We start from the raw sequence: 24469 nt of genomic DNA, 5'->3' as shown, positions 1-24469 counted from the left end.
GATCTACTCGGCTGGCATTGAGACAGATTTATAGAGGAAACATATGCAAAAAAGATGGGCAATCGCTTCATGTTCTGATCGGACCGCGGCACACAGGCTTCGCAAAGAGCTTGGCGTCCATAAGGTGCTGGCTGACTTGCTGGTGAACAGGGGAGTAACGACGTTCGAAGGTGCCCGTGAGTTTTTTCGCCCGGATTTGTCCGCCTTGCACGATCCCTTTTTAATGCGGGATATGGATAAAGCCATTGCTCGCATCGAAACGGCTATCGGCAATAAAGAGCGCGTATTGATTTACGGCGATTATGACGTGGATGGGACGACTGCGGTGGCCGTGGTGTATAACTTTTTCAGGCAGTTTCATTCCCGGTTGGAGTTTTACCTCCCCGACCGTTATGCCGAAGGATATGGCATATCGACGCAAGGGATCGATTATGCCGCTGAAAACGGTTTCTCGCTGATTATTGCGCTGGATTGCGGCATCAAGGCGCTGGATAAGGTGGCATATGCCCGCGAGCGGGGCATCGATTTTATCATCGGTGATCACCACCTACCGGGAGACCAGCTGCCGGAGGCCATTGCGGTACTGGATCCCAAACGAGTGGATTGCCCATATCCCTATAAGGAGTTGCCCGGATGCGGCATCGGCTTTAAGATTATCCAGGCGTTCATCCAGAAAAACAACATGGATATCCAGCAGTGCTACCAATACCTGGATTTGGTGGCCGTGGGAATTGCCTCGGATATTGTGCCCATCACCGGTGAAAACCGGGTGCTTACCCATTTTGGGTTGCAAAAGCTGAATACCAATCCCTGCTGCGGCCTGCAATCGCTAATTGATTTATCTACCCACAAAAGTGGCCATTTTACGGTTAACGACATCATCTTCCAAATCGGGCCGCGCATTAACGCCGCGGGGCGTATCGATCATGCTAAGGATGCGGTTAAGTTGTTGATTTCTAAATCAATGCAGGAGGCTACTGTGTATAGTAGCAGCATCGATCTGCAAAATTCGCAGCGTAAGGATTTCGACATCCGCATCACGGAGGAAGCATTGGCCATCATCGACGGCGATGAACTCCTGAAGCAACGTAAAACGACGGTAGTTTTTAAGCCGGATTGGCATAAAGGGGTCATCGGTATCGTGGCCACCCGGCTGACGGAGAAATACTACCGCCCTACGGTTGTGCTTACACAGACCAATGGGCACGTATCGGGATCTGCGCGGTCGGTCGTGGGCTTTGATTTATACCAGGCGCTTCACGCATGTGCCGATTTGCTCGACCAGTTTGGCGGGCACAAATATGCGGCGGGACTTACCATGAAGCCGGAGAACATTACGCTGTTTGAACAACGTTTTGAAGAAGTGGTAGCTGCCAGCATCTTACCCAATATGCTGCAACGTGAAATCCAGATCGATGCGGTGTTACAGCTGTCGGATGTTGATGCCAAATTTTTCCGTATTTTGCGGCAATTCGAACCGTTTGGTCCGCAGAACGAGGCTCCGCTGTTCCTTAGCAACCAGGTACGTGTTATGGGAAGCGCAATGGTGGTGGGAGGAAGCCACCTGAAAATGACGGTTATGCAAAACGGGTCGCCGGCCTTTGAGTGCATCGGCTTCGGGTTGGGGGAATACGCAAATGTGATTAACAGCGGCATGCCGTTTGACGTGTGCTATACCATCGAAGAAAATGTATGGCGGGAAAGGCGGAGCATCCAACTGAATATTAAAGATATTAGGGTTTAAGGATGATTTTAAAAGCGGAACATCTGATTAAAAAATACCGGCAACGTGTTGTCGTTAATGACGTGTCTTTTGAAGTGGCTCAAGGGGAGATCGTGGGTCTGTTGGGGCCGAACGGTGCCGGTAAAACCACGTCTTTTTATATGATTGTAGGGCTCATCAAGCCGAATGATGGTCACGTCTACCTGGATGGACAGGAAATCACCGAGGATCCCATGTACCGCAGGGCGCAAAAAGGCATTGGCTATTTGGCCCAGGAAGCGTCGGTATTCCGAAAACTCTCCGTAGAAAACAACATCATGGCGGTGTTGGAAATCCATTACCAAGACAAAGCAGCGCGTCACGAAAAGTTGGAGGAATTGCTGGCTGAATTCAGCCTGAACCGCGTGCGGAAAAATCGGGGCGACCTGTTATCGGGCGGAGAACGCCGCCGTACGGAAATCGCCCGTGCCCTAGCCGCCAATCCGCATTTCATTCTCTTGGACGAACCGTTTGCCGGGGTGGATCCCATCGCTGTGGAAGAGATTCAGACCATCGTTTCCAAACTCAAACATCGGAATATCGGTATCCTGATTACCGACCACAATGTACAGGAAACGTTGTCAATCACGGACCGCGCCTACCTGCTTACCGAAGGTAAGATTATGCTGGCGGGTACACCGGAAGAAATCGCCGCCAATGAAATGGCTCGTAAATTCTATTTGGGCCGTAATTTCGAATTGCGCAGGAAGAAACTTTAAAGATCTGCTATTTTACGACACAATTTATGATTTACGATATAGATTCAGGTCATCAATCTAAAATCCAAAATCTAAAATAAAAATGGCATTAATCAATTCGATATTCACTTGGATCATGAAAAAGCGCATCCACCAGATTGAGCTATTCATGAAATATCCGCATGAAGTGCAGGAGGAGTGGTTTCAAAGTCTCATCTCTACGGCCGAGGCGACCGAATGGGGTAAGAAATACGATTATAACTCCATCCTCACGCCGGAGACGTATAAAGAACGGGTACCACTGCAGGATTATAACAGCTTAAAGCCTTATATTGACCGGATGATCAAAGGCGAGCAGAACATCCTTTGGCCTTCGGACATCAAGTGGTTTGCCAAATCGTCCGGCACGACGTCGGATCGAAGCAAGTTTATTCCGGTGAGTGAGGAGGCTTTGGAAGACTGCCATTATCAAGGCGGCAAGGATATGCTCTCGGTGTATTGCCATAATCGGCCCAATACCAAAATCTTAACCGGAAAATCGGTGGTATTGGGCGGAAGCTCCCAGATTAACAGCTTCAATTCCGATTCTTACTACGGCGACCTCTCCTCGATCATTATCCGGAACCTTCCCTTTTGGGCGGAGCTTCACCGGACACCGGATGTCGAAACCACCCTCAATCCGAATTTCGAGGAGAAAATCGAAAATGTGGCGCAACTTACGATCCATGAAAACGTGACCAACCTCTCGGGAGTACCTACGTGGAACGTAGTGCTGGCCAAGCGTATTCTGGAAATTACGGGAAAGGAACACCTATTGGAAGTATGGCCCAACCTGGAGTTTTACAGTCACGGCGGGGTCAGCTTCAAGCCCTATCGGGAGCAATTCAAGAAACTCATCCCGTCGGACCGGATGTACTATCTGGAAAACTACAATGCTTCGGAGGGGTACTTCGCGCTACAGGATCAGTCGGATTCCGACGATCTGCTGCTCATGCTGGATTACGGCATTTATTACGAGTTTCTTCCGATCGAAAATTTATACGATGAACGGCCTAAGACGTTGGGACTGCATGAGGTGGAATTGAGTAAGAACTATGCGTTGGTTATCTCTACCAATGCCGGGCTGTGGCGGTATGTCATTGGAGATACCATTAAATTCGTTAATTTACACCCATACCGCATACAGATTACCGGGCGTACCAAGCAATACATCAATACGTTTGGCGAGGAGGTAATTGTGGACAATGCAGACGATGCGTTGAGGCGTGCGTGTCAGGAAACCGGAGCTTCCATCCGTGATTATACCGCGGGACCGGTTTATTTCAAGGAGGGGGAGGCCGGGGCACACGAGTGGATCATCGAATTTGAAGAGAAGCCGGCCGACTTTGAGAAATTCTGCAACGTACTGGATACGGCTTTGCGTGAGATCAATTCGGACTACGATGCAAAGCGGTTTAATAACCTGGCCTTGCGGTTTCCGATTGTTCACGTGGCACCGGATGGTACGTTTTACCGTTGGATGAAGTCGCGCGGCAAGCTTGGGGGACAGAATAAGGTGCCCCGGTTGGCCAATGAACGCACCTACCTGGAAGATGTGTTGAAATTAATGGGCGAATAATTAATGGGCGAATAGGTGAAAAAGAAGTTTACACTCGGCTTGGCCATGGTGTTGGTGGTTACCTGGGGGATTGCCCAAGTAAAACCGTCCAAACCCAACATCGTATTCATCCTCGCGGATGATCTAGGCTACGGCGACGTGGGATGCTACGGGCAGGAGAAAATTGAGACGCCCCATATTGACCAACTGGCCCGGCAGGGGATGCGGTTTACCCAGTTTTATGCCGGGGCCACCGTTTGTGCCCCTTCACGGTCGTCGCTGCTTACGGGACAACATACGGGCCATACCTTTATCCGTGGCAATAAGGAGGTCCAGCCCGAAGGCCAATACCCGCTCGCCGATTCGGTACAGACATTTGCCCAGTTGCTCCAGCAATCCGGATACCGGACGGGTGCGTTCGGAAAATGGGGCCTCGGCATGGTCGGCACTTCCGGCGCACCGGACAAGAAGGGATTTGATCGTTTTTTTGGTTACAACTGCCAGCGACAATCGCATCGGTATTATCCCACCCACCTGTGGGACAACGATCGCAAAGTGGAGTTGGAGGGGAACGACCTGGCGCAAAAAGCTACCTATGCTCCGCAAGTAATCCAACAGAAAGCACTGGAATTTATCGAACAAAATAAAGATCGGCCATTCTTTGCGTTTATTCCGGTGGTGTTACCCCACGCGGAACTGCAGGGGCCGGACGATGCTCATTATAGGCGGTACAAAGGACAGTTTGAAGAGCACCCGCACAAGGGACAGGACTACGGTCCCGATGCGACGGTAGGTGGCTATGCATCGATTGCCGATCCGAGGGCTACATTTGCCGGAATGGTAAGCCGGCTGGACGGCTATGTGGGTGAAGTGCTGGCCAAATTGGATGAACTGGGTTTGTCTGAAAATACACTGGTCATCTTCAGCAGTGACAACGGTCCGCATAAGGAAGGTGGCGCGGATCCCGACTTTTTCAACAGCGGCGGTGGTTTGCGTGGATACAAGCGGGATCTTTATGAAGGCGGTATCCGCGTGCCGTTTATCGTGCGCTGGCCCGGACAGGTAACACCCAATTCTCAGTCGGATTTCAACGGTGCTTTTTGGGACATCATGCCTACCTTGGTAGCGGTGGCGGGTTTGGAACGCCCGCGTTACACCGACGGGATATCGTTTCTGCCTACGTTAATCGGAAAGGCAGACCAGCAGGAACAACATCCGTACCTGTACTGGGAGTTTCATGAATTGGGGGGCAGGCAGGCTATCCGTTCGGGTAAGTGGAAGGCCATCCGGCTCAATGCACGGACCGCCCACCCGGTTACCGAATTGTACGATCTGGAAAGCGACACGGGAGAGACGACGGATTTAGCAGCCGATCATCCCGATGTGGTCACTCAATTGGAAGCGTATATGAGTCGCGCACATCGGGAAAGCGAGGTGTTTCCGTTTCAAAGCCGTAAAGCGGAATAGCACGCGTTGCCAAACACTTGGGCAGGCAGTGGCACACGCGCTGTACCGCTGCCAGACTGTTTTGCATTCGGGAGGTGCCGGCTGGCGGTCTGCGTGCGGTCACCTTGCTGTCAGACTGCGGCAAACAACCGGCAGACCGCCAGCGGACGGCGAGCAGAGCGCCAAGCCACTCGAGGCAGTCCAATAGCCGTTGCGCAGAAGCACCGGAAAATTCTTTTGCCTAATTGAATGAGAATCGTAATTTTATAGATGTGAATTATAATCGCCTGATTCTGTTTTTGTTATTTTGGCCGGGTATACTCGCGGCCCAAGATAACCCTAAGCTCAATGTGTTATTCATTATTTCTGATGACCTCACAACTACAGCCTTGTCGTGCTACGAAAACCAGGCATCCCGCACGCCGCACATCGATCAGTTGGCGGCTGAAGGCGTCCTGTTCACCCGTGGATACACCCAGTTTCCGGTATGTGGGCCCTCCAGGGCATCGCTGCTTTTCGGGTATTACCCGCACGCCACGGAAACCTTCGGGTATGTAAGCGGCCGGGAGCAGGTGGGCCCTGCACGCAAGTCGTGGCCCCAATTGTTTAAAGACAACGGCTATTACACGGCACGGGTCAGTAAAATTTATCACATGGGCATTCCGGGGGATATAGAGAAAGGGACTGATGGAACAGACGATCCGGATTCATGGACAGAATCGTTCAACAGCCGGGCTGCCGAATGGCAAACTCCCGGTGACGCCGAACTGGTGCAGAACAACCCGTATGGGGCTATCGAACGGAAAGGGGGGAATGTGATGACGATTGTCAAGGCCGACGGTGATGACCTCGTGCACGCGGATGGGAAGACCGCAGAAAAGGCAAGCGAACTGATCCGGAAACATAAGCATGAGCCCTTTTTCCTTGCCGTGGGATTTGTACGGCCCCACGTACCTTTTGTAGCGCCTAAGGCTTATTTTGACCCTTATCCGCATGAGCAGATGGTGCTGCCGCCACAAGTGATCACCGATTGGGACGACATCCCCGAACCGGGCATTAACTATGTAAACAGCCTAAACGCTCAAATGTCGGAGGAACAGGAAAAAAAGGCAATTGCCGGCTATTATGCTGCAGTTTCCTTTATGGATGCCCAAGTAGGCAAGGTGCTCCAAACATTACGGGACGAAGGACTTGATGATAACACGATCGTGATTTTTACATCCGACCACGGTTTTCATCTGGGCGAACATCGATTCTGGATGAAGGTGAGCCTTAAAGAGGAATCGGTAAGAGTGCCGTTGATCATCAAGGTACCGGGAAAGGCGCCGGCGGTATGCCATTCATTGGTGGAATTGCTGGATTTGTACCCTACGGTAGCTGAACTGGCCGGGTTGACAGTTCCACCGAATATACAGGGGAAAAGTCTTGTGGACATGCTGGATCGTCCCCAACAGGAGGTACGCCCGTATGCATTTTCGGTTTCGAAATGGCGGGATACGTTTTCGTTTCTCATCCGATCGCATAAATGGGCGTTTATCCAGTACGGGGAAGATGGATCGGAGGGGATGGAGTTATTCGATATGGAATACGACGAGAAGCAATTTAATAACCTGGCTTTGAACCCTCGTTACGAACCGGCTGTCAGGCAGTTCAAAGCGATGCTGAGCGAAAAGCTCAAAGAGGTGCGGACAAATGACCTGGGTATCGACTATAAAACCACAAAAGAATGAGCGGAAAACGAATTTGGCCAACCTTGTGCGGAATGTTATGGGGGCTTATTGGATTGAACGCCTCTGCACAGCCTCGGGAAGCAGACCGGCCCAACATCATTTTTATCATGAGCGATGATCACGCCTTTCAGGCAATCAGTGCCTATGGCGGAACGTTGAATCAGACCCCGAATATCGATCGCCTTGCCAAGGAGGGAGCCATTTTCACGCGGGGTTTCGTGACCAACTCGATCTGTGCGCCGAGCCGCGCCGTGATGCTGACCGGAAAACACAGTTTTGTCAACGGAAAGGTAGATAACCGCATGCCGTTCGATTGGAATCAGGATAATTTTCCGAAGCAGCTCCAACGCCACGGATATCAGACTGCCATGATCGGAAAAATCCACCTGGATGGGCTGCCGCAGGGATTCGACTATTCGATGGTGCTGCCCGGTCAGGGCTTTTACTACAATCCTGATTTCCTGATCAATGGGCAGAAGAAACGAATTGAAGGATATTGTACCGAAATCATTACCGAGGCAACGCTGAATTGGTTGAAGAAGCAACGCGATCCGGCCAAACCGTTCTGCCTCTTCTATCACCAGAAGGCGCCGCATCGCAACTGGCAGCCTGCGCCTCGGTATCTCACGCTGTATGAAGATACCACCTTCTTACCACCGGCCTCGTATTTCGATAGCTATGCAGGCCGGGGTGCCGCCGCAAGGGAACAGGAAATGGAAGTGGCGAGGCATACACAGTGGGGGCACGATTTCAAGTTGCTGGTGGACCCCGACGGGAAGCCGACTGGTTTTGATAAACAGCTTGCCCGGATGACCGAAAAGCAACGGAAACAGTGGATGGATGTGTACGAACCCAGAAATCAGGCATTCCTGCAGGCAAAGCTCACAGGGAAGGACCTTGCCGTGTGGAAGTACAATCGGTATATCAAGGATTACCTGCGTACCGTCCAATCGGTGGATGACGGTGTGGGTGAGTTGCTGGATTACCTGGACGAAACGGGCCTTTCGGAAAATACCATTGTGATCTATACCTCCGATCAGGGGTTCTATCTGGGTGAGCACGGTTGGTTTGACAAACGGTTTATGTACGAGGAATCGTTCCGGACACCGCTATTGATGCGCTATCCCAAGGAAATCAAACCGGGCACCCGGATTGATGAATTGGTGCAGAACCTCGACTTCGCACCCACGCTGCTGGACTACGCGGAGGTACGGGTTCCTTCGGATGTGCAGGGTGAATCGTTCCGGAACCTTGTAGGCGGGAAGTCGCACCGTTGGCGGGACGCGATTTACTACACCTATTACGAATATCCAGCCGAACATGCGGTGAAGCGGCATTACGGCATACGTACGGAACGGTATAAGCTCATTCACTTCTATTACGATATCGATGAATGGGAGCTGTATGACCTGACTGAGGATCCGCAGGAAATGCGCAATGTGTACGACGATCCCGTTTATCAATCCGTTAAAAAGAAGATGCACCGTAAACTCGCCCGCATACGGAAAAAGTACGGCGATTCGGATGAAAATGACCAGCGGTTTCTTCAGGCATACCTGAGCCACGTGGACCGGCGGTAACTTAGGGGCAGTTCAGTAGCTGTATCCAATCGAATAGGTGGCAAAAACACGGCGCGACGCGTCCGCCTCATTGGCGTAAACCAGTTTCACGCCAATGTCGAAATTAGGCAGGTAAAAGCGCAGTAAGTTCATGTCAGACCGCAATTCAATGCCAAGCGTGCGCGGCCGGAACGCATTTCCATCCCCCACGTTTTGAAAATCTGCAAAAAAGCCCCCCTTGAATCGCTTGATATACGCCAACGGCCCGATAGCCCAATCGGGGTAGGCAATAGGGAAGCGGTAACTGAAAAGTAAGGTGTTGTCGACAGGTATCGGACGTAGCTGGTCGTATCCGCTTACCAGGGGGATGTCATTTGCCTGCGCATACGTGCCCGTGCGTTGCTGGTAGCTGAAGCGGGTAAGGAATGAGTGGTTGAGCCAAAAGCCGGGGAAGTAGAATGCCGTTCGCAACGACAGGTGTTCGCCCGCAATGCGGCCGTCAAATGGGAAATGCCGATAGGTGAAACTGAAATTTTGCCCCCAACGCGGACCGAGATCCAAGGCGCTTTGGCGTACATTGTGGTTGAAATAGACCTGGTAATGCAGCGGAAATTGGATGCGATCGATAAACCGGTTCTGAAACTGCGGTTCGTTCAATCCATAACGCCGGGTATAGGAGGTGGCCGCACTCCATCCGGCAGTGAAGACATGGTTGAGCCGGTAAAACACCAACGGGATATCCATTTTCAATGTGGTTACGTGTTCCCGCCAGCGCAGCCCGATTACCTCTTCCGTTCCGCCATTGGGCATCTTCGCCGCACCCACTTGGCCACGGTTGCGGTATTCCAGCGAAAACTTGGGGAAGAACTGCTGGTAAGCAATCGAAGCGAGGTACTCGCTGCTGCGCATGTCTCCGTCGTACGTATAACCCAACCGGATTTGTGAGGTATTCAGCAGGTCATCGGACAACCAATAAATTCCCGGGTTAATGTTATCCAAATTGTCGAAATTCCCGTTGTCTACGGATATGCTGTGGAAGTTGATTAGGTTTTTCAGCTTGTTATAAGGCTTTGACGGCCATATCTCGTTAAGAAAGGAGTCTTTCTTCGTTGGAATGTGATCTTGGCTCAGAGGTGCCTTAAAATGGCTTATCGGCGAATGAGGGAATTTGAGGTGGCTGATCCGGTACCCGTCAACCTGATAGGCATTAAACCACAGGTATCCGGTTTGGGGATCATAGCACGGATTGAATGCGCCGTAAAGGGCGTTGGTGAGTTGCTGGACCGTGCCAAAGGCCACATCGAGCATGTACAGGTTATCGATTCCGTTATAATGGGCTTTGAATAGCACGGAACCATCGGCGTACACCGGGCGTTCGAGTTGCTGGGGCTGCCAGTCTAACACCCGGCGGTAGTTCCCCGTGGCCAGGTCCAGCTCGATAAGGGCGGCACCCGCATCGGAGATGCCCGTGGCGATGACCCTGTTGCCGGTTTTGTCAAATGCTGGCGTCTGCAAATGGACGTTTCCCGGAGAAGGGAACCGGGCGATCACCCTGCCGGTTCCGGTATCCAGGAGATCGAGGCTTGCGCGGCCGCTTTCATCGATGGCAATGGCGATAACCTCCGGTCGACCGGGTCGAAGCACGGGGGAAAAATAGCGGCTTTTATGGGTGAGCTGACGATGGGTGTGGGTGCGCATGTCGTAAAGGTTGATGACATTGTAGGTCCGCTTCCCGTAGCGAGGGTTCCGCCGGATTTCATCCCAGGCGAGCCGCCCGTCGTCATACGAAAAATTGGGCGCTGTTTGGCGCCCGGTTTTTATCACTTCCGCCGGTTTGCCAAGTGAATCGATGACGACGATTGCAGGGACCTTGCGGGCACTTTGATGCAGCGCTAAAAGTTGGCCGTCGGGGAGGGGACGGGGCAGTAACCAACTCTCCGGTTTTCCGGTTTCCGGAGTAGGGAATAAGGGATAGTTAACCGGGTCGTTTTTGGCCACCTGTTCCTGCCATTTCCGGGTCAGATCTGCCCGGACTTTTTCGTGCCATTTGCGGCTGCTGTAACCGGTGAATTTTTTCAGCGAATTACTAAAATTATAAGGGCGTATCGGAAGCGTAGCCATGCGTGTCATAAGGCTGTCGAGGATGGTCTCGCCGTATGCGTTCTGAAGTTCAGAGGTGAGGAAATATCCGAGCTCGTAAAAGCCGGGAGTGACGTCTTTAAGTGAGCCCAAATAGTCCTTTTGATAACCGTATGTTTTTCCGTTGAGCAGGTTTGTACGGAAGGGCATTTCCCAGGATGGCAACCGTCCGCGGCCGGCAGTCGAGAGTACCGTTTCAGTGACGACGGCGTCGCCTTCGAAAAACCACGACGGAAGGGTGACGCCATAGATGGCAAGTGCCAACTGCTCGAAAAAGGGAGCTCGTAAATATCCTGTCAATTTGTCAAACTGGACCACGTGCCGAAGCTCGTGGATGGCCAGGTTATTCATCCAATCCTGAAAATCTCCCTGCTGCGGAGCCATCGTAAAGAACTCCGAACGCCGGGGGGCGAGTTGCACATTTCCGTTGGATTCGACCGTTTGGTTCTGCAAAATAATCGAAATTTTACGGGGTTCTTTGCCCAATGTCTGGCTGACTCGAATGCGGAATGTTTCCAGTCGACTGGCTAACTTTTGCGCTCCTTCTTCAAATGAAGCGGGATAAATTAATTGGAAATTTCCCGTTTGGATTTGTCTCCATTTTACACTTGGCGGGTAGGGGTCACCGTTGAATATTTGTGAAAAAGCCGATTCTAAATGGATACATAATATAAATATAAATAATATTCTGATTGTCAGTAAGTAATTGTCTTTAAATATCGTATTCATATGGGATTGCTAATTTTTTTTGCAAAAAGCCGTTTTATCAATGAAGTTATAGTTGATGTTAAATTTTATATGATTTTTACTAATGTTTGATTTACAAAAGTTAATGCTTTCATCATAAAATCGTACTTTGTGAATTTTCGTGTCTTTTTTATGCCAAAATCTGCACTGAAATCGGAAAATCTAACATCAGAAATGCGTCATTGAAATCAGTTGCTAATGTACACTATCTTTTCGTTTTTGGAAGTAATTTTTGTCGGTCGGCCAAAGGGCAGCCAGGTATTGAAATTACCGTGCCGAGCATCGACATGGTATTGCTGCCGGAGCCTTTCCGGCAATGGGTCGCGGATTTGGATGTGCTTGGTTAGGTCGCACAAATGGAAGGTACGGGCCTGCCCGATTCTCGTTTTTTCTGGGCGACGCTTTCGCCGAATCATCCACGGAGTGGGTGATGACATTTTGTCGTTTCCTCTTGGGGTAGCAAAGCCGAAAGGTCCCGGTTCACGCGTTATTTTTTACGATACACTTGTTCGTTCTTTTGATTTAAAAAGCCGACTTTTGCAAGCAAAATAAATTACCGATGTAGGCGATCATTATAAAAATAGGAGGCTCATGGACGAACTGGATACACTGGTAGAACAAACCCAATTGCTGTTGGCTGAAGGGAGCGAACAGCAGCTGAAAGAATACCTCGATGAGCTGAATATTTCGGACGTGGAAGCCCTGATCGACGAGCTGCCGGAGTACGGCGCAACCTTCATTGAAACGTTAAGTATCAACCGCGCCGTAAACGTTTTTCGCATCCTCGATTTTCCCACGCAAGAGCGTATTCTCAAGAAGCTTTCGGGACCTAAAATTTCGGAAATTATCAACGAAATGCCACCCGACGACCGGACCGCTTTTTTCAGTGAATTAAAGGGCGACGTGGTGAAGCAACTGATCATCCTGCTTCCCCCTGCGGACCGCAAGGAAGCACTGGCTTTATTGGGGTATCCGGAGGACAGCGTAGGGCGGCTTATGACGCCGGATTACATCACGGTGAAACAGCACTGGGACATCACCCGTGTGCTCCAACATATCCGCCGGTATGGCAGGGCTTCGGAGACCATAGACGTCCTGTATGTGATCGATAAAGACGGGAAATTATTGGACGATATCCGGATCAAAGATATCCTTCTGGCTGACCCCGAAACGAAGGTAAAAGATCTTATCGATAGCCGGCTGATAGCCCTTAATGCGGATGACCCGCAAGAGGAAGCGATCAACGTATTCCGGATGAATAACCGGGTGGCGTTGCCCGTGGTTGATGGGCAGGGAATCATGTTGGGTATTGTGACGGTGGATGACATCCTTTGGGTCGCCAATGAGGAATACACCGAAGATATGCAGCGGATCGGAGGTACGGAGGCACTGGATGAGCCGTATCTGGATGTATCCATCCCCCACCTGGTAAAAAAGCGGGCCGGTTGGCTGATTGTCCTGTTTCTGGGGCAACTGATTACGGCCACGGTATTGGAGCATTATGAAAGCCAATTGGCCAGTGCGATATTGATCTTATTTATGCCCTTGATCCTTTCCAGTGGCGGCAACAGCGGTTCCCAAGCCTCTACGCTCATCATCCAGGCGATGGCCTTGGGAGAGATAACTCTCGCGGATTGGTGGCACGTAATGCGGCGGGAAATCCTTTCGGGCTTATTGCTGGGGCTGATCCTGGGGGCTCTTGGCTTTCTCCGGATCTGTACGTGGCAGGCTTTTGCCCACGCTTACGGAGATTATTGGCTGTTGGTGGGCGTGGTGGTAAGCCTTTCATTGGTAGGCGTTGTGCTTTGGGGTTCGGTGGTCGGATCCATGTTGCCGTTTATTCTGCGTCGGCTAGGTGCTGACCCGGCGTCGTCGTCGGCTCCATTTGTATCCACCCTGGTTGACGTAACCGGATTGATCATATACTTTACCGTGGCTACCTTGGTTCTTACGGGCGTGCTGTTATGAGGGGACCGGTATTGCGGACGGCTGGATGGACGATTTTGTGCTGGTTAGCCGCACTGCACCTGCACGCGCAACGGTCCGTTCCGGTTTTTCTGGAGGGCGAGTTTGGCATCGACCGCTTTTCGGATGCGTCCGTTCGGTCGGTATTTCCAGCGGGGGCTGCCTTTCGGCTGGGGGCTGCATTTGCACTGGGCGATCAGGAAAGGCTTCGGCTGCGGCCACAGGGCGGGGTAACGTTCTTCGGGAATAAAATAGACGAGGAGGTCACCGAGCAGCTGTTGGTGATTAAGGCCGGAATGCAGGTGAGTTACGATGCTTTCTTTCTCGGCCGGACGACATTTTTCCCGTATCTGGGTGTGGATTATAACTGGGTTTCCAATTTCGATATGGAAAGCTACGGCGAAGACGAGGTGTCCTATTCAAAAAGCTACTTGCATGGTACCGGGATATCGCAGGAGGTGGGTGTCCGCGTACAGGTGGGTGAGTGGTACGCCAAGGTAGGTTATGCGCTATTCAGGCCGCGGCTACGGGTGCGGCGGTCGATCATCGATGACGATCTTTCGTCGGGCTACCGCACGCCATCGTCGCACGTTTTTTCTTTTAATTCGTTCAATATTTCGGTAGGTTTTTCAATTCGGCCATGAGGAAGGTTCACGGGAATATAAAGTTCGCATTGGTTGCCCTGCTTTTTCTAGCGGGGTGCGATGGGGAGGGTACGCTTTTGGAATTGTACCCGTTGAAGCCGATTGTGAATCCCGAAGTACGTACCTTGATACAGGATAACCGGATCATCCATGCTGAGCTGGGGGCGCGGAATCAAATCAGCGGAATTACCGCCATGGGTAGTTTTGAAACCGTGGATCGGTTTAAATCGTTTACGTTCGAACCCCATCATTGGCCGGAAGAAGGGTTGTTCGAATTTGGCGTTGATCTGGTAGTACGCGTTGTGTCGGATGGCCCATTGCCTTCGTTGCGCTATTCGAGGGATAATGGTAAAACTTGGCTTCGTTACGAGATGGCGCTTGCCGATAGCAGGGATCCCGCGCTTGGAGAGGTGTTGCCGGTGAAGTTAACAATCGCGGCAGAAAATGTAATATGGCTGTTGTGCCAACAGCAGGAAGGCACCGAAAGCGTATTGCAGCTTTACCAGGTGGACCTGATCGAAGGAACGCATAAGGTGGCGTTGAAAAAGCGAGATGCGAAGGCCCTTACCCTTGCGGCAATTGATCGGGATTCGGGGTGGGTGCTTTGGGAAGATCCCTCAGAGGACTCGGGCGGCATGCACATACTGAAAACCACCGATGGCGGGCGTACGTGGTCTGACGGTGCAGCCTTGGACCGCATGGCAGAGCCCTTGTTGGAGGTTATCGATGGCAGTCGGCTGCTGGTGTTCGGCCAAGCGGAAACCGTATACCACTCGGCCGACGGTGGTGCGACGTTTAAATCGATAACTACCGGAATGGGGGCGATACGGGAATGTCAGGCAGTGACAGCCGATAGGGTTTACCTGCTTTCTGCAGAGGGTCGGTTGGCCAAAAGCACGGATGGGGGGCTAACGTGGAGCCCTTTGGCAACACAAGCCGGGAATACGTTAGTTTCGGGAAGCAACCTATCTTTCCAGCATGAACAAAGGGGAATTGTTTACGATATTGACCGGATGTTTATCACCGAAGATGGGGGCGAACGTTGGGATGTGCTGATCTATCCGTACGACTATGTCGTTCAATAGATCCGTGCATCGCATTCGATTGTTGGTAATAAGCGACTTATGGATTTTTTAAAATTTTTTTGTTTATTCGGTAGAAAGTTCCGAATATTGCAATCCCGAAAACGGGGTATACCAGCAGAAACACTCCTGAATAGCTCAGCTGGTTAGAGCATCTGACTGTTAATCAGAGGGTCGCTGGTTCGAGCCCAGCTTCAGGAGCCAGAACAAAAAGTCGTTTTTTTTAAAAACGGCTTTTTTTGTTTTTGACGTCTTTGGGTTTTTGGAGACGGGTAATTACCAGATTTGGATTTTTCGGCGCAATCTCCATATGCGCATGGGCAAACGCCCCGTCTTTTTCCTTCAGATTCACTGCAACGGTTAAATCATGTCGAACAAAATAATGGATTCCGTTGTTTTATTTTTTACGGACGGATTGAAAGGGTATACCTGTTATAAAACATGGCCATGAAAAAGATATTGCTGATACTTAGCTCCCACGCCGACATGGAAAATACGGATAGCAAAACCGGCGTATGGCTCGCAGAATTTACCGAACCTTATTATGAATTTGTGGATCAAGGGTTTTCAGTGGTGCTAGCAAGCCCGGCGGGAGGCAAGCCGCCCATCGATCCAATGAGTAAATTGGTGGAACATATTACACCTGCCAACCGCCGTTTCGACGAAGATGGGGACGCTCAGCACCTATTCAATAATACGCTGGCGCTGGAATCCGTGGGTGCTACGGCATTTGATGCCTTATTTTACCCCGGTGGGCATGGCCCTCTGTGGGATCTGGCCCGGAGTGAGACCAGCGGCAAACTTATATTGGACTTTTTGGCGCAGGGAAAGCCTGTAGGTGCCGTATGCCACGGCCCGGCCGCTTTGATCAAAGCGGCCGAAATGGAGCCTGGCCTTTTACGTGGTAAGCGGATCACTGCTTTTACGGACGCCGAGGAAAAGCTGGTTGGCCGCTTCAAAAACATTCCCTATGAGCTGGAAACGACACTCAAAGAATTTGGGGCGGACTTCCATTCAGCGACAATACCGTTTACCACCCACGTGGAACTCGATGGTTTGCTGGTAACGGGTCAAAATCCGATGTCTGCAGGGCCGACGGCGCGGACACTTATCCAGCTGCTCGGGGCAACGGGTGAACCCGCCATCGTAGATCCTTTGTAATGCTTAACTTACCGCAGGTAAACAAACCGCAAGCGAATATTTTTATGTACTTTTGTGTTAGTACATAAGATAGACCGTATATTTTTCATCGATATCTGTTACACAGTTATCATTAAAGACGTAACAAATGAAGTGTCCAAATTGCAATGAAACCCTTTTGATGGCCGTACGTAATCAGGTTGAAATCGATTACTGTCCTAAGTGCCGGGGGATCTGGTTGGATCGTGGTGAATTGGATAAAATTATCGAGCAATCCGAGAAAGCCTATTCCCAGCCGGCGGATAGCCGCTCAGGTTATCCCGGTGAGCAGTACCGGGAAAGAACGGATTATAAAAGCGAGTACCCGGGCGGATATCGTAAAAAGAAGAAGTCCTTTTTCGGCGAATTTTTTGATTTCGATTGACCTAACCGTTAAGGGGTCATATTCGCGTAATGTGCTTCGATTACCATGCCGATTTCGTTGACGGTTTCCTGATCGAGCACATTTTCTACAGAACTCCAGGAATTATCACCGTTGTTGATCAGGCTCACTTGTGCCGCCCCAAGGTCGACATCGAACGTTTCCGTCTGATGGTGTACCGTCGCTGTGCAGCGTTTGCCCGTTACAGCGTCGATAAATCGGATGCCGAACGGTAGATTTACCTTGTTATTATGCTTGCCCATATTTATTCAACGCTTCGTCGGACGACTTTGTTTGAATGAAATCGGCTCAAAGCGGCCTTCAGCTTCAATCAGATCTCGCCGAAGCAGGCGACTGGTTGATTTCGTCCATGTGTATGCGTTTGTAAACGATCGTTGATCCCTCCTTTTCTTCGCAAACCCAAGCCACCAAGGCCACATTGCCTACCTGTGCAATTACCGGATGGTGGTTAAACGCTTGGTTGGACGAAATTGCAATCGGCTCTGTAGGATGGCCATTGATGATGGGATGTAATAGGATCTGGGAACCGGCGTCCGTACCGGAGACATCTTCGTGTTTGGCGTGGTTATGCATTCCGCCATGGGTAGCGGTGTGATGGGCAGTGGATGGCATGGGCCGATTTTCATAGACTACCAAAACGGTGTCCGTCCCCATTGCCAGCGACTGCGGGTGGCTGCCCGTTGCAGTCAATAACAGGCGTTCAGCAAACTGCTGGTTACCGGGGCGGTTATGTGTGTAGTAAAGCCCCGGCGTCCCACCTGCGGTAAACCACACCGCGTGTGTGCGCCCGTTTTCTGACGCCAGTGTGGGACCTGTATGCGGACACGCGCGGATGGCCCAATTGTCGGCACTGATGAGGGTTTCTGTACTGAAGGTTCGGCCGTTGTCTTCGGAGCGCACATAGGCCATGTCCCGAGCTTGTTCGCCGAATAATGCGGCGGGGTATGTAAGGCTTCGATACGCTACGTGTATGAAGCCTTGTTTGTCAACCAACAGATCTGTGCGGCAGCACTCACATGTACCCCGATGGATTACAGTTTCTTCCACAAACCCGCGATTGGGAGCCGTGGTGGCAAAATATAACGTGGACCCCTCAATTGATTTGTCCCGCCCGTCCAGCCACACGGCACCCACTTCACCATTTTTAAGGCGGGCAATGTCAAAAAAATTACGCCCGTAATCGTGAGCAGTATCGGCATGCAAAAAATTGGGGGGTGACCACGATACACCCCCATCGGAGGAGATACTGAAATAAATAGCCCCGGCGAAGGGGCTTTTTTCGTGCAAAAAGGGTTTGGCGAAGACGGCGACGATCGTGCCGTCGTTCTTAAAGGCTATTTTACTCATGCTCTCCGGAGCGGCGCTGCTTCCGTCGGATCCCGCTACCGCGATGGGGGCGGCAAAGTTGGCTGAAGAGGCATCATACGTAGCAAATACCAACCGATTAGAACCATCCTTAGGGTGCTTTTGGGTCCAGCAGAGCACGGGATTGCCCGCGTTATCATAGGTGAAATAAGGCGCGGTCGCCGAATGGCCTTGCTCGACGGCCAGTGTTTTCGGGGCTTCGTCTTTTTGGGATGTTTGAACGGAGCAGCCACTGAGGGCGCTTGCCAGGACGACTGCGTATATCCAGTGAGTTGTTTTCATGCTTCGGAGTTAAAATAGATAGCTAACATTGAGGCCTCCGTAGCCATTACGGTTGGGCGAGGGATTGTAAAATGCGGGTTGTCCACTGCCATAGGCGACGGCATTCAGCGCAACGAACGAGCTGTACCGCTGATTCAGCAGGTTGTCGAGACCGCCATAGATTTCAGTCTTAATGCGCTTACCGATTAGGCGTGCGTAACCGATTTTGGCATTCAGCAGGTGGTAACTTGGGTGATAGGCCGTATTGGCATCGTTCAGTGGCAGTCGGTCATTGAGTAGGTAACTGCAATTGGCATAAAAACCGAATTTGGTGTTAAGATCGACTCCGGTATGGATCACCCAAGGAGCGATGCCTGTCAGCCGGTTGCCATCGTACGAAGCGGTAACGGCGTTATCTGCATCGCGGATTTTATAGTCGACAAATGTGAAATCGGAATACGTGATCGCCGCAAAGGGTCGCAGCCGCTCTATCCATGAGCTGTTTATCTTGTCCACCGCTAGCCAGGAAATCGCCAGTTCCGCACCACGGTGATCGGTTTTGCCCGCATTGTGATAAACCGTAATGCCTTGTTGCACCGATTGTGCGATCAGTTCGCCACTCATATCCATGCGAAAAAAGGCCAAATCATAGCTGAGCCGCGAGCGTAGCAGGCCTCCTTTAAGGTTAAGTTCATAGTTGACAGCCTTCTCGGCCTGTAACGAAGGATTGATAGAACCATCAACGGTCTTGATTTCCGATCCGGTGGGCGGGGTAAAGCCGGTACTGACGCTCGCATGCAGGCTTAGGGCTTCGTGGAAGGTATGGCTCAGCGCAATCCGGGGTGTAGCTTGTGGGTTGAAGCGCTTGGTGCCATTTTGCATAGGAGCGAGGTAATCGCGCACACGGTATTGCAGACTGTTGATCCCCAATCCAAGAGTAAACAGCGTCTTGGGACCAATCGCGGTCTCGGATTGGTAAAAGAGCGAATAGAAGGTGTTTTGGTTGTCTATATTCGCATTGATAGCGCCTTCCAGGCCGTGTTCATTGACGTATTGACTGCCCTTCGTAAGCCCTTGGTTGAACTCGGCTCCCACGTTAAAGACGGTAGCGAAGCGATTGAAGCCGGGATTATAGGTGAAACGCGTACGCCCGCCGTAACTTTGGTAGTGGTTGCGGATATACGCATACGCCAACGGGTGATTGAGATCGTAAAAATAGCTGAACAGGCTGGTACTATTGGTGAGCTTCTCGCTGAACCGATATTGTTGCCCGATGCCCACGCGCGTCCAGTTTTGATACCTTCCGGCACGCTTGTCTACATTGGTGAGGTTCGCCTGCAAGGGATTTTCCGCTGCCTGGCTTTGAGTGAGCGCACCGGGTATTTGCGAATGCTGAGTAGTACGGTTAATCAGTGCGGTGATAATCTGCCGGTCGGTTGGGAAAAACTGAAAATTACCTGTAATGAATCGCCGCATGTCGTTGCTGTGGAGGCGGTAGCCGTCGTATTCCTGCCAACCGTAGGCGACGTAGCTGTTTACCTTGTCGCCACCCGATCGGTAAGCGGTAGCTGTCCGGGTAAGCCCATAACTGCCGGATAAGCCCGCTACTTCAAGGCTGCGTTCGCCATAAGGCGCACGCTGCAGTTGGAAATTGATGACACCGGCGGTGCCCGCTCCATAGATACTGGACGCCGGCCCCTTGATGATCTCCGCGCGGCCGATGTTATTGACATCCAGTGCCTCGATACGCGTCGTTCCGTCCGTCTCCGTGATGGGGATGTCGTTTAAGTAAATTTTTACCGCGCGGCTTCCCCAGGGCGATCGTACCCCGTTGCCCCGGATGGAAATCCGTGAATCAGATAGCGTGCTTTGATCCATGCGCACACCTGGAACGGTGTTAAATGCCGATTGCAGGGATATCCCGTTTCCGCGTTGAATGTCACTGGTATTCAGTAGTGCTATGGACCCCGGGGTTTCCCGATTGACACGGTTGTTGAGCCCCACGCGCACTTCGTCAAGCTGGACGGGATCAACATCCAATTGAATGTTCATATCCCGGTGCCCGGTGACGGGGATACGCTGCGTTTTGTAGCCTATCAAGGTCACTTCGATGGCCGTTGTTGCTTGCGCTTGGTCAAGTTGAAAGGATCCGTCTTTGCTCGATTGTGCGATGATTTGCCCGCCGTCGTTGCGGATCGTAACGTTGGCTAGCGGCTGGCCGGTTTGTGTGTCATAGATATGACCAGTTAAAAAAAGATTCTGTGCGTTTGCCTGCCCTATCCGCGCGACGAGGCACAGAAGGAAAATAAACCTCCAAATAGGGTATGATATGTTCATTCGTATGTTTCAGATGAGCTGGATGGATGCCAGCGGTACCACATAATACAGCAGTAACCCGATAAATCGGATACGGCCATTGACGTCCTATGAGAATGCAGCGACTAGGCGCGCGGAGGATGGAATATCTTGCTAGGCCGTGACGGCAGCAAAAATGGTATGTCGAATGCCTCGTGAATTTCTTTGTTCGGGGGGACGGGGAAAGCCCATATTGTTTTTTCGACAATCGAAGCGGGTTGATAACTAACTTTCAGCGATTCTTTCTCCGATTGTTTTTCCTTTTCTTCGGCTTCTTTGAGTTTTCTCGCTAAATAACATTTTCCGTCGCAATGCAAGAGCGGCTTGTCTTTATTCACGCAGAAATATTCAGCGATGTACGGCCGGTTCAACTCAAATGCTGCGGTAACGAGCAAACGCGAAATATTTTCCGCGAAAAGCGAGCAGATAAGCAATAAGACGAGAAGCCGACGAGCCATGGTGCGACAAACTTACTGTGAAAGTGGGACATTTGCAACAAAATACAGCGTATACTCACGAAAAGGTCTACCTTTGCGGGCAAAAGATCAATACATTTATGAGTTTAGTTATCGTCGGCAGCATCGCGTATGATGCAATCGAAACACCTTTCGGAAAAACGGACAAAATAGTAGGGGGAGCGGCCACGTTTGCCGGGCTAGCTGCTGCGTATTTATATCAGCATGTAAAACTGATCGGTGTGGTTGGAGAAGACTTCGGTGATGATAATTTGGAAATATTAAGATCGAAAGGCATCGACCTAGAAGGGGTTCAGATAAAAAATGGACAGAAGTCGTTTTTTTGGTCGGGAAAATACCACAACGACATGAACAGCCGGGATACGTTGGCTACCGAACTGAACGTGCTGGCCGATTTTGATCCAATTGTTCCGGACAGTTACCAGGATTGTCAATACCTGCTGTTGGGAAACCTTACGCCCCAGGTGCAGTTGACCACATTGGACCGGCTGAACCATAAACCGAAGCTGGTGGTATTGGATACCATGAATTTTTGGATGGATGTTGCTTGGAATGACCTGATGGAGGTGTTGAAGCGTGTGGATGTACTGACCATTAATGACGCCGAAGCGCGGCAGCTTTCTGGTGAATATGCGTTGGTAAAAGCGGCTGAGAAGATTCTGCAGCTAGGGCCGAAATACCTGATTATTAAAAAGGGGGAGCACGGTGCACTGTTATTCGGCAATGGACGCATTTTCTCGGCACCGGCGCTGCCGCTTGCCGAGGTATATGATCCCACCGGGGCAGGGGATGCATTTGCTGGCGGGTTTGTTGGCTATTTGGCAAAGGTCGGAACCACGAACTTCCATAACATGAAAAATGCCGTGATCTTTGGGTCCGCATTGGCTTCCTTCTGCGTAGAAAAATTCGGAACAGAGCGATTGCAGGAACTGGATGCGGAGCTGATAGCCCAGCGAATAAGCCGTTTTACGGAACTCAGTAAGTTCGAAATAGAAAGCTGATTACTGCGGGCCCATTGCGGCCAGTATGCCGACGATTTCGAAGCGCGAAAATACGTCGGCAGTGTGCGGGGCATCTGCCAGCTCATCCGTCAGATCCTGTCCGGCCCAATGTTCATAGTGCATGCCCTTGAACCATAAGCGGCTTTTGGATACATCATAAATATGGCCGCGATAGGCAATCCAGATTTCGGGACTGTCTTGCCCATTTTTCAGTGCTAACTGAGATTTCGTATATGTGGGTAGCTGATGCAGCGCCCTAAGATCGCTCATATTTGTACGCGTTCAAGGCCTTTTTCATGCTGCGCCGCGCTACATGGATACGTGTTTTGACGGTACCGATCGGGATTTGTAAATGCTCTGAAATCTCGTGGTATTTGTATCCTTCGAAATACATGCTGAATGGAATATAATATTCATCAGATAACTCTGACATGGCGCCCTTAATGTCTTCCATCACAAACTTATTTTCCCCGGCATTAGTTGTGGCACTGTAAGCCAGGTGTGCGTTGGAGATTTCCTCGGATTGCGAGACAAAGCTATTGGTTTTGACAAATCGACGGTAATGATTGATGAAGGTATTTTTCATGATGGTGTATAACCATCCCTTTAGATTGGTACCTTCCCTGAATTTGCCGTGGTAAGTTACGGCCTTTAGCATGGTATCCTGAACGAGGTCGTTTGCATCCTCGTCGTCACGGGTGAAATGCAACGCATACCCTCTTAATGATTCGGTGTGTTGCACTACTAATGTGTTAAACTCAAATCTCGTCATCTTTTTACGGTTTAAGGGATTCCGAGTTAGGGCCCGAATCCGAAGTTAAACAATTTTATGATACCAAATAAGCGCTCGCAAATGCCTTATTTCAGAAAACTGACGTTACAGTCTAAAATTAGTGCCGTGTCAATGACAACAAGTATCGTGCTAAAGAAGTACGGATCGTTTAATTAGGAAGCTAATATACGTTATCTTTTTATTAAAATTATATAATATTTACTTCTCTTTCCAGCGCGACGTTAAACCTTTCTTTGACATCATGGATGATCTGTTCGGATAAATTGTATATGTCTGATCCAGAGGCGTTTTGGTGGTTTACCAATACGAGGGCTTGGTTTTTCCAGGTACCCGCATCGCCGATTCGCTTCCCCTTCCAGCCGCATTGCTCGATCAGCCATCCGGCAGCAAGTTTTACGTGATTTGTGTCCACCGGATAATATACAAAATTCATGTCCTGGAAAGTGAACTGTAATTGTTGCAAATGCTGTACGGTGACAATGGGATTTTTGAAAAAGCTGCCCGAATTGCCAATGGTGGAGGGATCTGGCAGTTTTTCAGTCCGTATGGCCGATACCACTTCTGCAACGTCTTTGATGGTGGGATGTAGGATGTTCCGTTTGGTCAATTCGGCTTGGATGGCCCCGTACGAAGTGTTGATCGTGGGGTTAAGCGATAACCGAAGCGTTACCTGTGTAATAATATAGCGGCCCCGCGCTTCTCTTTTAAACAAGCTTTCACGGTAGGAAAATTGGCAGTCTTCCTTGGAAAATGTGGAAATCTTCCCACTCTTTGTGTCAAATACGCGACAGCTCCCAAAAACATCTTTTAGTTCTGTGCCATAAGCGCCGATGTTTTGAACCGGGGCCGCGCCGACTGTGCCCGGAATCAGGGCCATGTTTTCAATACCTGCAAAATTGCGATTGACGCAATACCACACCAGGTCGTTCCAGATCACACCCGCTCCGGCGGTAACCCACACTTCGTTTTCCGATAGCTGATGGCTGATCCCTGGTATACCGATCCGGATAATCAAGCCCTCAAAATCCCTGGTGAATAGGATGTTGCTGCCACCGCCCAGGACGAGGAAAGGCTGTTGTACCGCGTCCTTTCGTTTTTCGAAAAATTGGACCAGTGCCTCTTCTGAATTGATTTCGATAAATTCAGCTGCAAATGCGGTAACGCCAAATGTATTGTATGCTTTGAGTGGAAAACGTTCCTTGATTGAAAACTCCATTGAATTTTGACTATTTTTTTCAATAATTCAAATTAATACGTATCTTTAACA

At 50.6% G+C, this 24469-nt stretch carries 19 protein-coding genes and 1 tRNA gene; 13 read left to right on the top strand and 7 right to left on the bottom strand.

What is annotated here, in order from left to right:
* Nucleotides 1–43 precede the first annotated feature (43 nt).
* From recJ to ACFQRK_RS06880, 6 genes are all read left to right on the top strand, one after another.
* Nucleotides 44–1744, top strand: coding sequence for a single-stranded-DNA-specific exonuclease RecJ (gene recJ, locus ACFQRK_RS06905; RefSeq protein WP_379004960.1), 1701 nt, complete (start codon nucleotides 44–46; stop codon nucleotides 1742–1744).
* A gap of 2 nt (nucleotides 1745–1746) precedes the next feature.
* Nucleotides 1747–2481 carry an LPS export ABC transporter ATP-binding protein gene (gene lptB / locus ACFQRK_RS06900; protein ID WP_379004958.1) on the top strand — a complete coding sequence of 245 codons (735 nt, stop codon included), beginning with the start codon at nucleotides 1747–1749 and terminating at the stop codon, nucleotides 2479–2481.
* A gap of 82 nt (nucleotides 2482–2563) precedes the next feature.
* Entirely contained in the window at nucleotides 2564–4078 is a 1515-nt protein-coding gene (locus ACFQRK_RS06895) for a GH3 auxin-responsive promoter family protein (RefSeq protein ID WP_379004956.1), read from the top strand.
* A 15-nt stretch (nucleotides 4079–4093) separates the two neighbouring features.
* Nucleotides 4094–5524, top strand: coding sequence for an arylsulfatase (locus tag ACFQRK_RS06890; RefSeq protein WP_379004954.1), 1431 nt, complete (start codon nucleotides 4094–4096; stop codon nucleotides 5522–5524).
* A 251-nt stretch (nucleotides 5525–5775) separates the two neighbouring features.
* Nucleotides 5776–7233 carry a sulfatase gene (locus ACFQRK_RS06885; protein ID WP_379004952.1) on the top strand — a complete coding sequence of 486 codons (1458 nt, stop codon included), beginning with the start codon at nucleotides 5776–5778 and terminating at the stop codon, nucleotides 7231–7233.
* The gene (locus ACFQRK_RS06880) at nucleotides 7230–8813 is read left to right on the top strand and encodes a sulfatase (RefSeq protein WP_379004950.1); all 1584 of its coding nucleotides are present in this window, start codon (nucleotides 7230–7232) and stop codon (nucleotides 8811–8813) included. The genes ACFQRK_RS06885 and ACFQRK_RS06880 overlap by 4 nt, the downstream gene beginning before the upstream one ends.
* Nucleotides 8814–8825: 12 nt before the next feature.
* On the opposite strand, the gene ACFQRK_RS06875 is transcribed toward ACFQRK_RS06880, so the two are convergent.
* Nucleotides 8826–11660 (bottom strand): hypothetical protein, encoded by a 2835-nt coding sequence (locus ACFQRK_RS06875; RefSeq protein WP_379004948.1) that lies wholly within the window; start codon nucleotides 11658–11660, stop codon nucleotides 8826–8828.
* Nucleotides 11661–12269: 609 nt separating this feature from the next.
* On the opposite strand from ACFQRK_RS06875, the gene mgtE reads away from it, so the two are divergent.
* The 6 genes from mgtE to ACFQRK_RS06845 all read left to right on the top strand — a co-directional run bounded on the left by mgtE (nucleotide 12270) and on the right by ACFQRK_RS06845 (nucleotide 16933).
* Entirely contained in the window at nucleotides 12270–13646 is a 1377-nt protein-coding gene (mgtE, locus tag ACFQRK_RS06870) for a magnesium transporter (RefSeq protein WP_379004946.1), read from the top strand.
* Nucleotides 13643–14287 (top strand): hypothetical protein, encoded by a 645-nt coding sequence (locus tag ACFQRK_RS06865; protein ID WP_379004944.1) that lies wholly within the window; start codon nucleotides 13643–13645, stop codon nucleotides 14285–14287. The genes mgtE and ACFQRK_RS06865 overlap by 4 nt, the downstream gene beginning before the upstream one ends.
* Nucleotides 14284–15372, top strand: a complete 1089-nt coding sequence (locus ACFQRK_RS06860; RefSeq protein WP_379004942.1) for a WD40/YVTN/BNR-like repeat-containing protein — start codon at nucleotides 14284–14286, stop codon at nucleotides 15370–15372. The genes ACFQRK_RS06865 and ACFQRK_RS06860 overlap by 4 nt, the downstream gene beginning before the upstream one ends.
* 124 nt (nucleotides 15373–15496) lie before the next feature.
* A tRNA-Asn gene (locus ACFQRK_RS06855) sits at nucleotides 15497–15573 on the top strand.
* Nucleotides 15574–15816: 243 nt separating this feature from the next.
* On the top strand, nucleotides 15817–16530 hold the full coding sequence (locus ACFQRK_RS06850) for a type 1 glutamine amidotransferase domain-containing protein (RefSeq protein WP_379004940.1): 714 nt from the start codon (nucleotides 15817–15819) through the stop codon (nucleotides 16528–16530).
* 127 nt (nucleotides 16531–16657) lie between these two features.
* Entirely contained in the window at nucleotides 16658–16933 is a 276-nt protein-coding gene (locus ACFQRK_RS06845; protein ID WP_379004938.1) for a zf-TFIIB domain-containing protein, read from the top strand.
* Nucleotides 16934–16941: 8 nt separating this feature from the next.
* On the opposite strand, the gene ACFQRK_RS06840 is transcribed toward ACFQRK_RS06845, so the two are convergent.
* The 3 genes from ACFQRK_RS06840 to ACFQRK_RS06830 form a co-directional block, all read right to left on the bottom strand.
* On the bottom strand, nucleotides 16942–17193 hold the full coding sequence (locus ACFQRK_RS06840) for a hypothetical protein (RefSeq protein ID WP_379004936.1): 252 nt from the start codon (nucleotides 17191–17193) through the stop codon (nucleotides 16942–16944).
* Between the two features lie 64 nt (nucleotides 17194–17257).
* Nucleotides 17258–18598 (bottom strand): sialidase family protein, encoded by a 1341-nt coding sequence (locus tag ACFQRK_RS06835; RefSeq protein WP_379004934.1) that lies wholly within the window; start codon nucleotides 18596–18598, stop codon nucleotides 17258–17260.
* Between the two features lie 9 nt (nucleotides 18599–18607).
* Nucleotides 18608–20914, bottom strand: a complete 2307-nt coding sequence (locus ACFQRK_RS06830) for a TonB-dependent receptor domain-containing protein (protein WP_379004932.1) — start codon at nucleotides 20912–20914, stop codon at nucleotides 18608–18610.
* A 574-nt stretch (nucleotides 20915–21488) separates the two neighbouring features.
* Here ACFQRK_RS06830 and ACFQRK_RS06825 point away from each other — a divergent pair.
* Nucleotides 21489–22409 (top strand): PfkB family carbohydrate kinase, encoded by a 921-nt coding sequence (locus tag ACFQRK_RS06825; protein ID WP_379004931.1) that lies wholly within the window; start codon nucleotides 21489–21491, stop codon nucleotides 22407–22409.
* Here ACFQRK_RS06825 and ACFQRK_RS06820 read toward each other — a convergent pair whose 3' ends face one another.
* The 3 genes from ACFQRK_RS06820 to murB form a co-directional block, all read right to left on the bottom strand.
* On the bottom strand, nucleotides 22410–22679 hold the full coding sequence (locus ACFQRK_RS06820; RefSeq protein WP_379004929.1) for a cytochrome b5 domain-containing protein: 270 nt from the start codon (nucleotides 22677–22679) through the stop codon (nucleotides 22410–22412).
* Nucleotides 22666–23181: an RNA polymerase sigma factor gene (locus tag ACFQRK_RS06815; RefSeq protein WP_379004927.1), complete on the bottom strand. Its 516-nt coding sequence runs from the start codon at nucleotides 23179–23181 to the stop codon at nucleotides 22666–22668. The genes ACFQRK_RS06820 and ACFQRK_RS06815 overlap by 14 nt, the downstream gene beginning before the upstream one ends.
* A gap of 208 nt (nucleotides 23182–23389) precedes the next feature.
* Nucleotides 23390–24418 (bottom strand): UDP-N-acetylmuramate dehydrogenase, encoded by a 1029-nt coding sequence (gene murB / locus ACFQRK_RS06810; RefSeq protein ID WP_379004925.1) that lies wholly within the window; start codon nucleotides 24416–24418, stop codon nucleotides 23390–23392.
* Nucleotides 24419–24469: the final 51 nt, after the last annotated feature.

This window comes from Parapedobacter sp. GCM10030251 (assembly GCF_042666505.1).
GTDB lineage: Bacteria > Bacteroidota > Bacteroidia > Sphingobacteriales > Sphingobacteriaceae > Parapedobacter.
The sequence above is the reverse complement of the archived record's forward strand: the minus strand, read 5'-3'. Positions and strand labels throughout refer to the sequence as shown.

Bases quoted from the DNA above. Each gene is read 5' to 3' on its own strand.
- murB (WP_379004925.1), bottom strand. From the start codon at position 24,418: ATGGAGTTTTCAATCAAGGAACGTTTTCCACTCAAAGCATACAATACA.
- ACFQRK_RS06860 (WP_379004942.1), top strand. From the start codon at position 14,284: ATGAGGAAGGTTCACGGGAATATAAAGTTCGCATTGGTTGCCCTGCTT.
- ACFQRK_RS06830 (WP_379004932.1), bottom strand. From the start codon at position 20,914: ATGAACATATCATACCCTATTTGGAGGTTTATTTTCCTTCTGTGCCTC.
- ACFQRK_RS06875 (WP_379004948.1), bottom strand. From the start codon at position 11,660: ATGAATACGATATTTAAAGACAATTACTTACTGACAATCAGAATATTA.
- ACFQRK_RS06815 (WP_379004927.1), bottom strand. From the start codon at position 23,181: ATGACGAGATTTGAGTTTAACACATTAGTAGTGCAACACACCGAATCA.
- ACFQRK_RS06845 (WP_379004938.1), top strand. From the start codon at position 16,658: ATGAAGTGTCCAAATTGCAATGAAACCCTTTTGATGGCCGTACGTAAT.
- ACFQRK_RS06865 (WP_379004944.1), top strand. From the start codon at position 13,643: ATGAGGGGACCGGTATTGCGGACGGCTGGATGGACGATTTTGTGCTGG.
- mgtE (WP_379004946.1), top strand. From the start codon at position 12,270: ATGGACGAACTGGATACACTGGTAGAACAAACCCAATTGCTGTTGGCT.
- ACFQRK_RS06820 (WP_379004929.1), bottom strand. From the start codon at position 22,679: ATGAGCGATCTTAGGGCGCTGCATCAGCTACCCACATATACGAAATCT.
- ACFQRK_RS06840 (WP_379004936.1), bottom strand. From the start codon at position 17,193: ATGGGCAAGCATAATAACAAGGTAAATCTACCGTTCGGCATCCGATTT.
- lptB (WP_379004958.1), top strand. From the start codon at position 1,747: ATGATTTTAAAAGCGGAACATCTGATTAAAAAATACCGGCAACGTGTT.
- ACFQRK_RS06835 (WP_379004934.1), bottom strand. From the start codon at position 18,598: ATGAAAACAACTCACTGGATATACGCAGTCGTCCTGGCAAGCGCCCTC.
- ACFQRK_RS06880 (WP_379004950.1), top strand. From the start codon at position 7,230: ATGAGCGGAAAACGAATTTGGCCAACCTTGTGCGGAATGTTATGGGGG.
- ACFQRK_RS06895 (WP_379004956.1), top strand. From the start codon at position 2,564: ATGGCATTAATCAATTCGATATTCACTTGGATCATGAAAAAGCGCATC.
- recJ (WP_379004960.1), top strand. From the start codon at position 44: ATGCAAAAAAGATGGGCAATCGCTTCATGTTCTGATCGGACCGCGGCA.
- ACFQRK_RS06825 (WP_379004931.1), top strand. From the start codon at position 21,489: ATGAGTTTAGTTATCGTCGGCAGCATCGCGTATGATGCAATCGAAACA.
- ACFQRK_RS06850 (WP_379004940.1), top strand. From the start codon at position 15,817: ATGAAAAAGATATTGCTGATACTTAGCTCCCACGCCGACATGGAAAAT.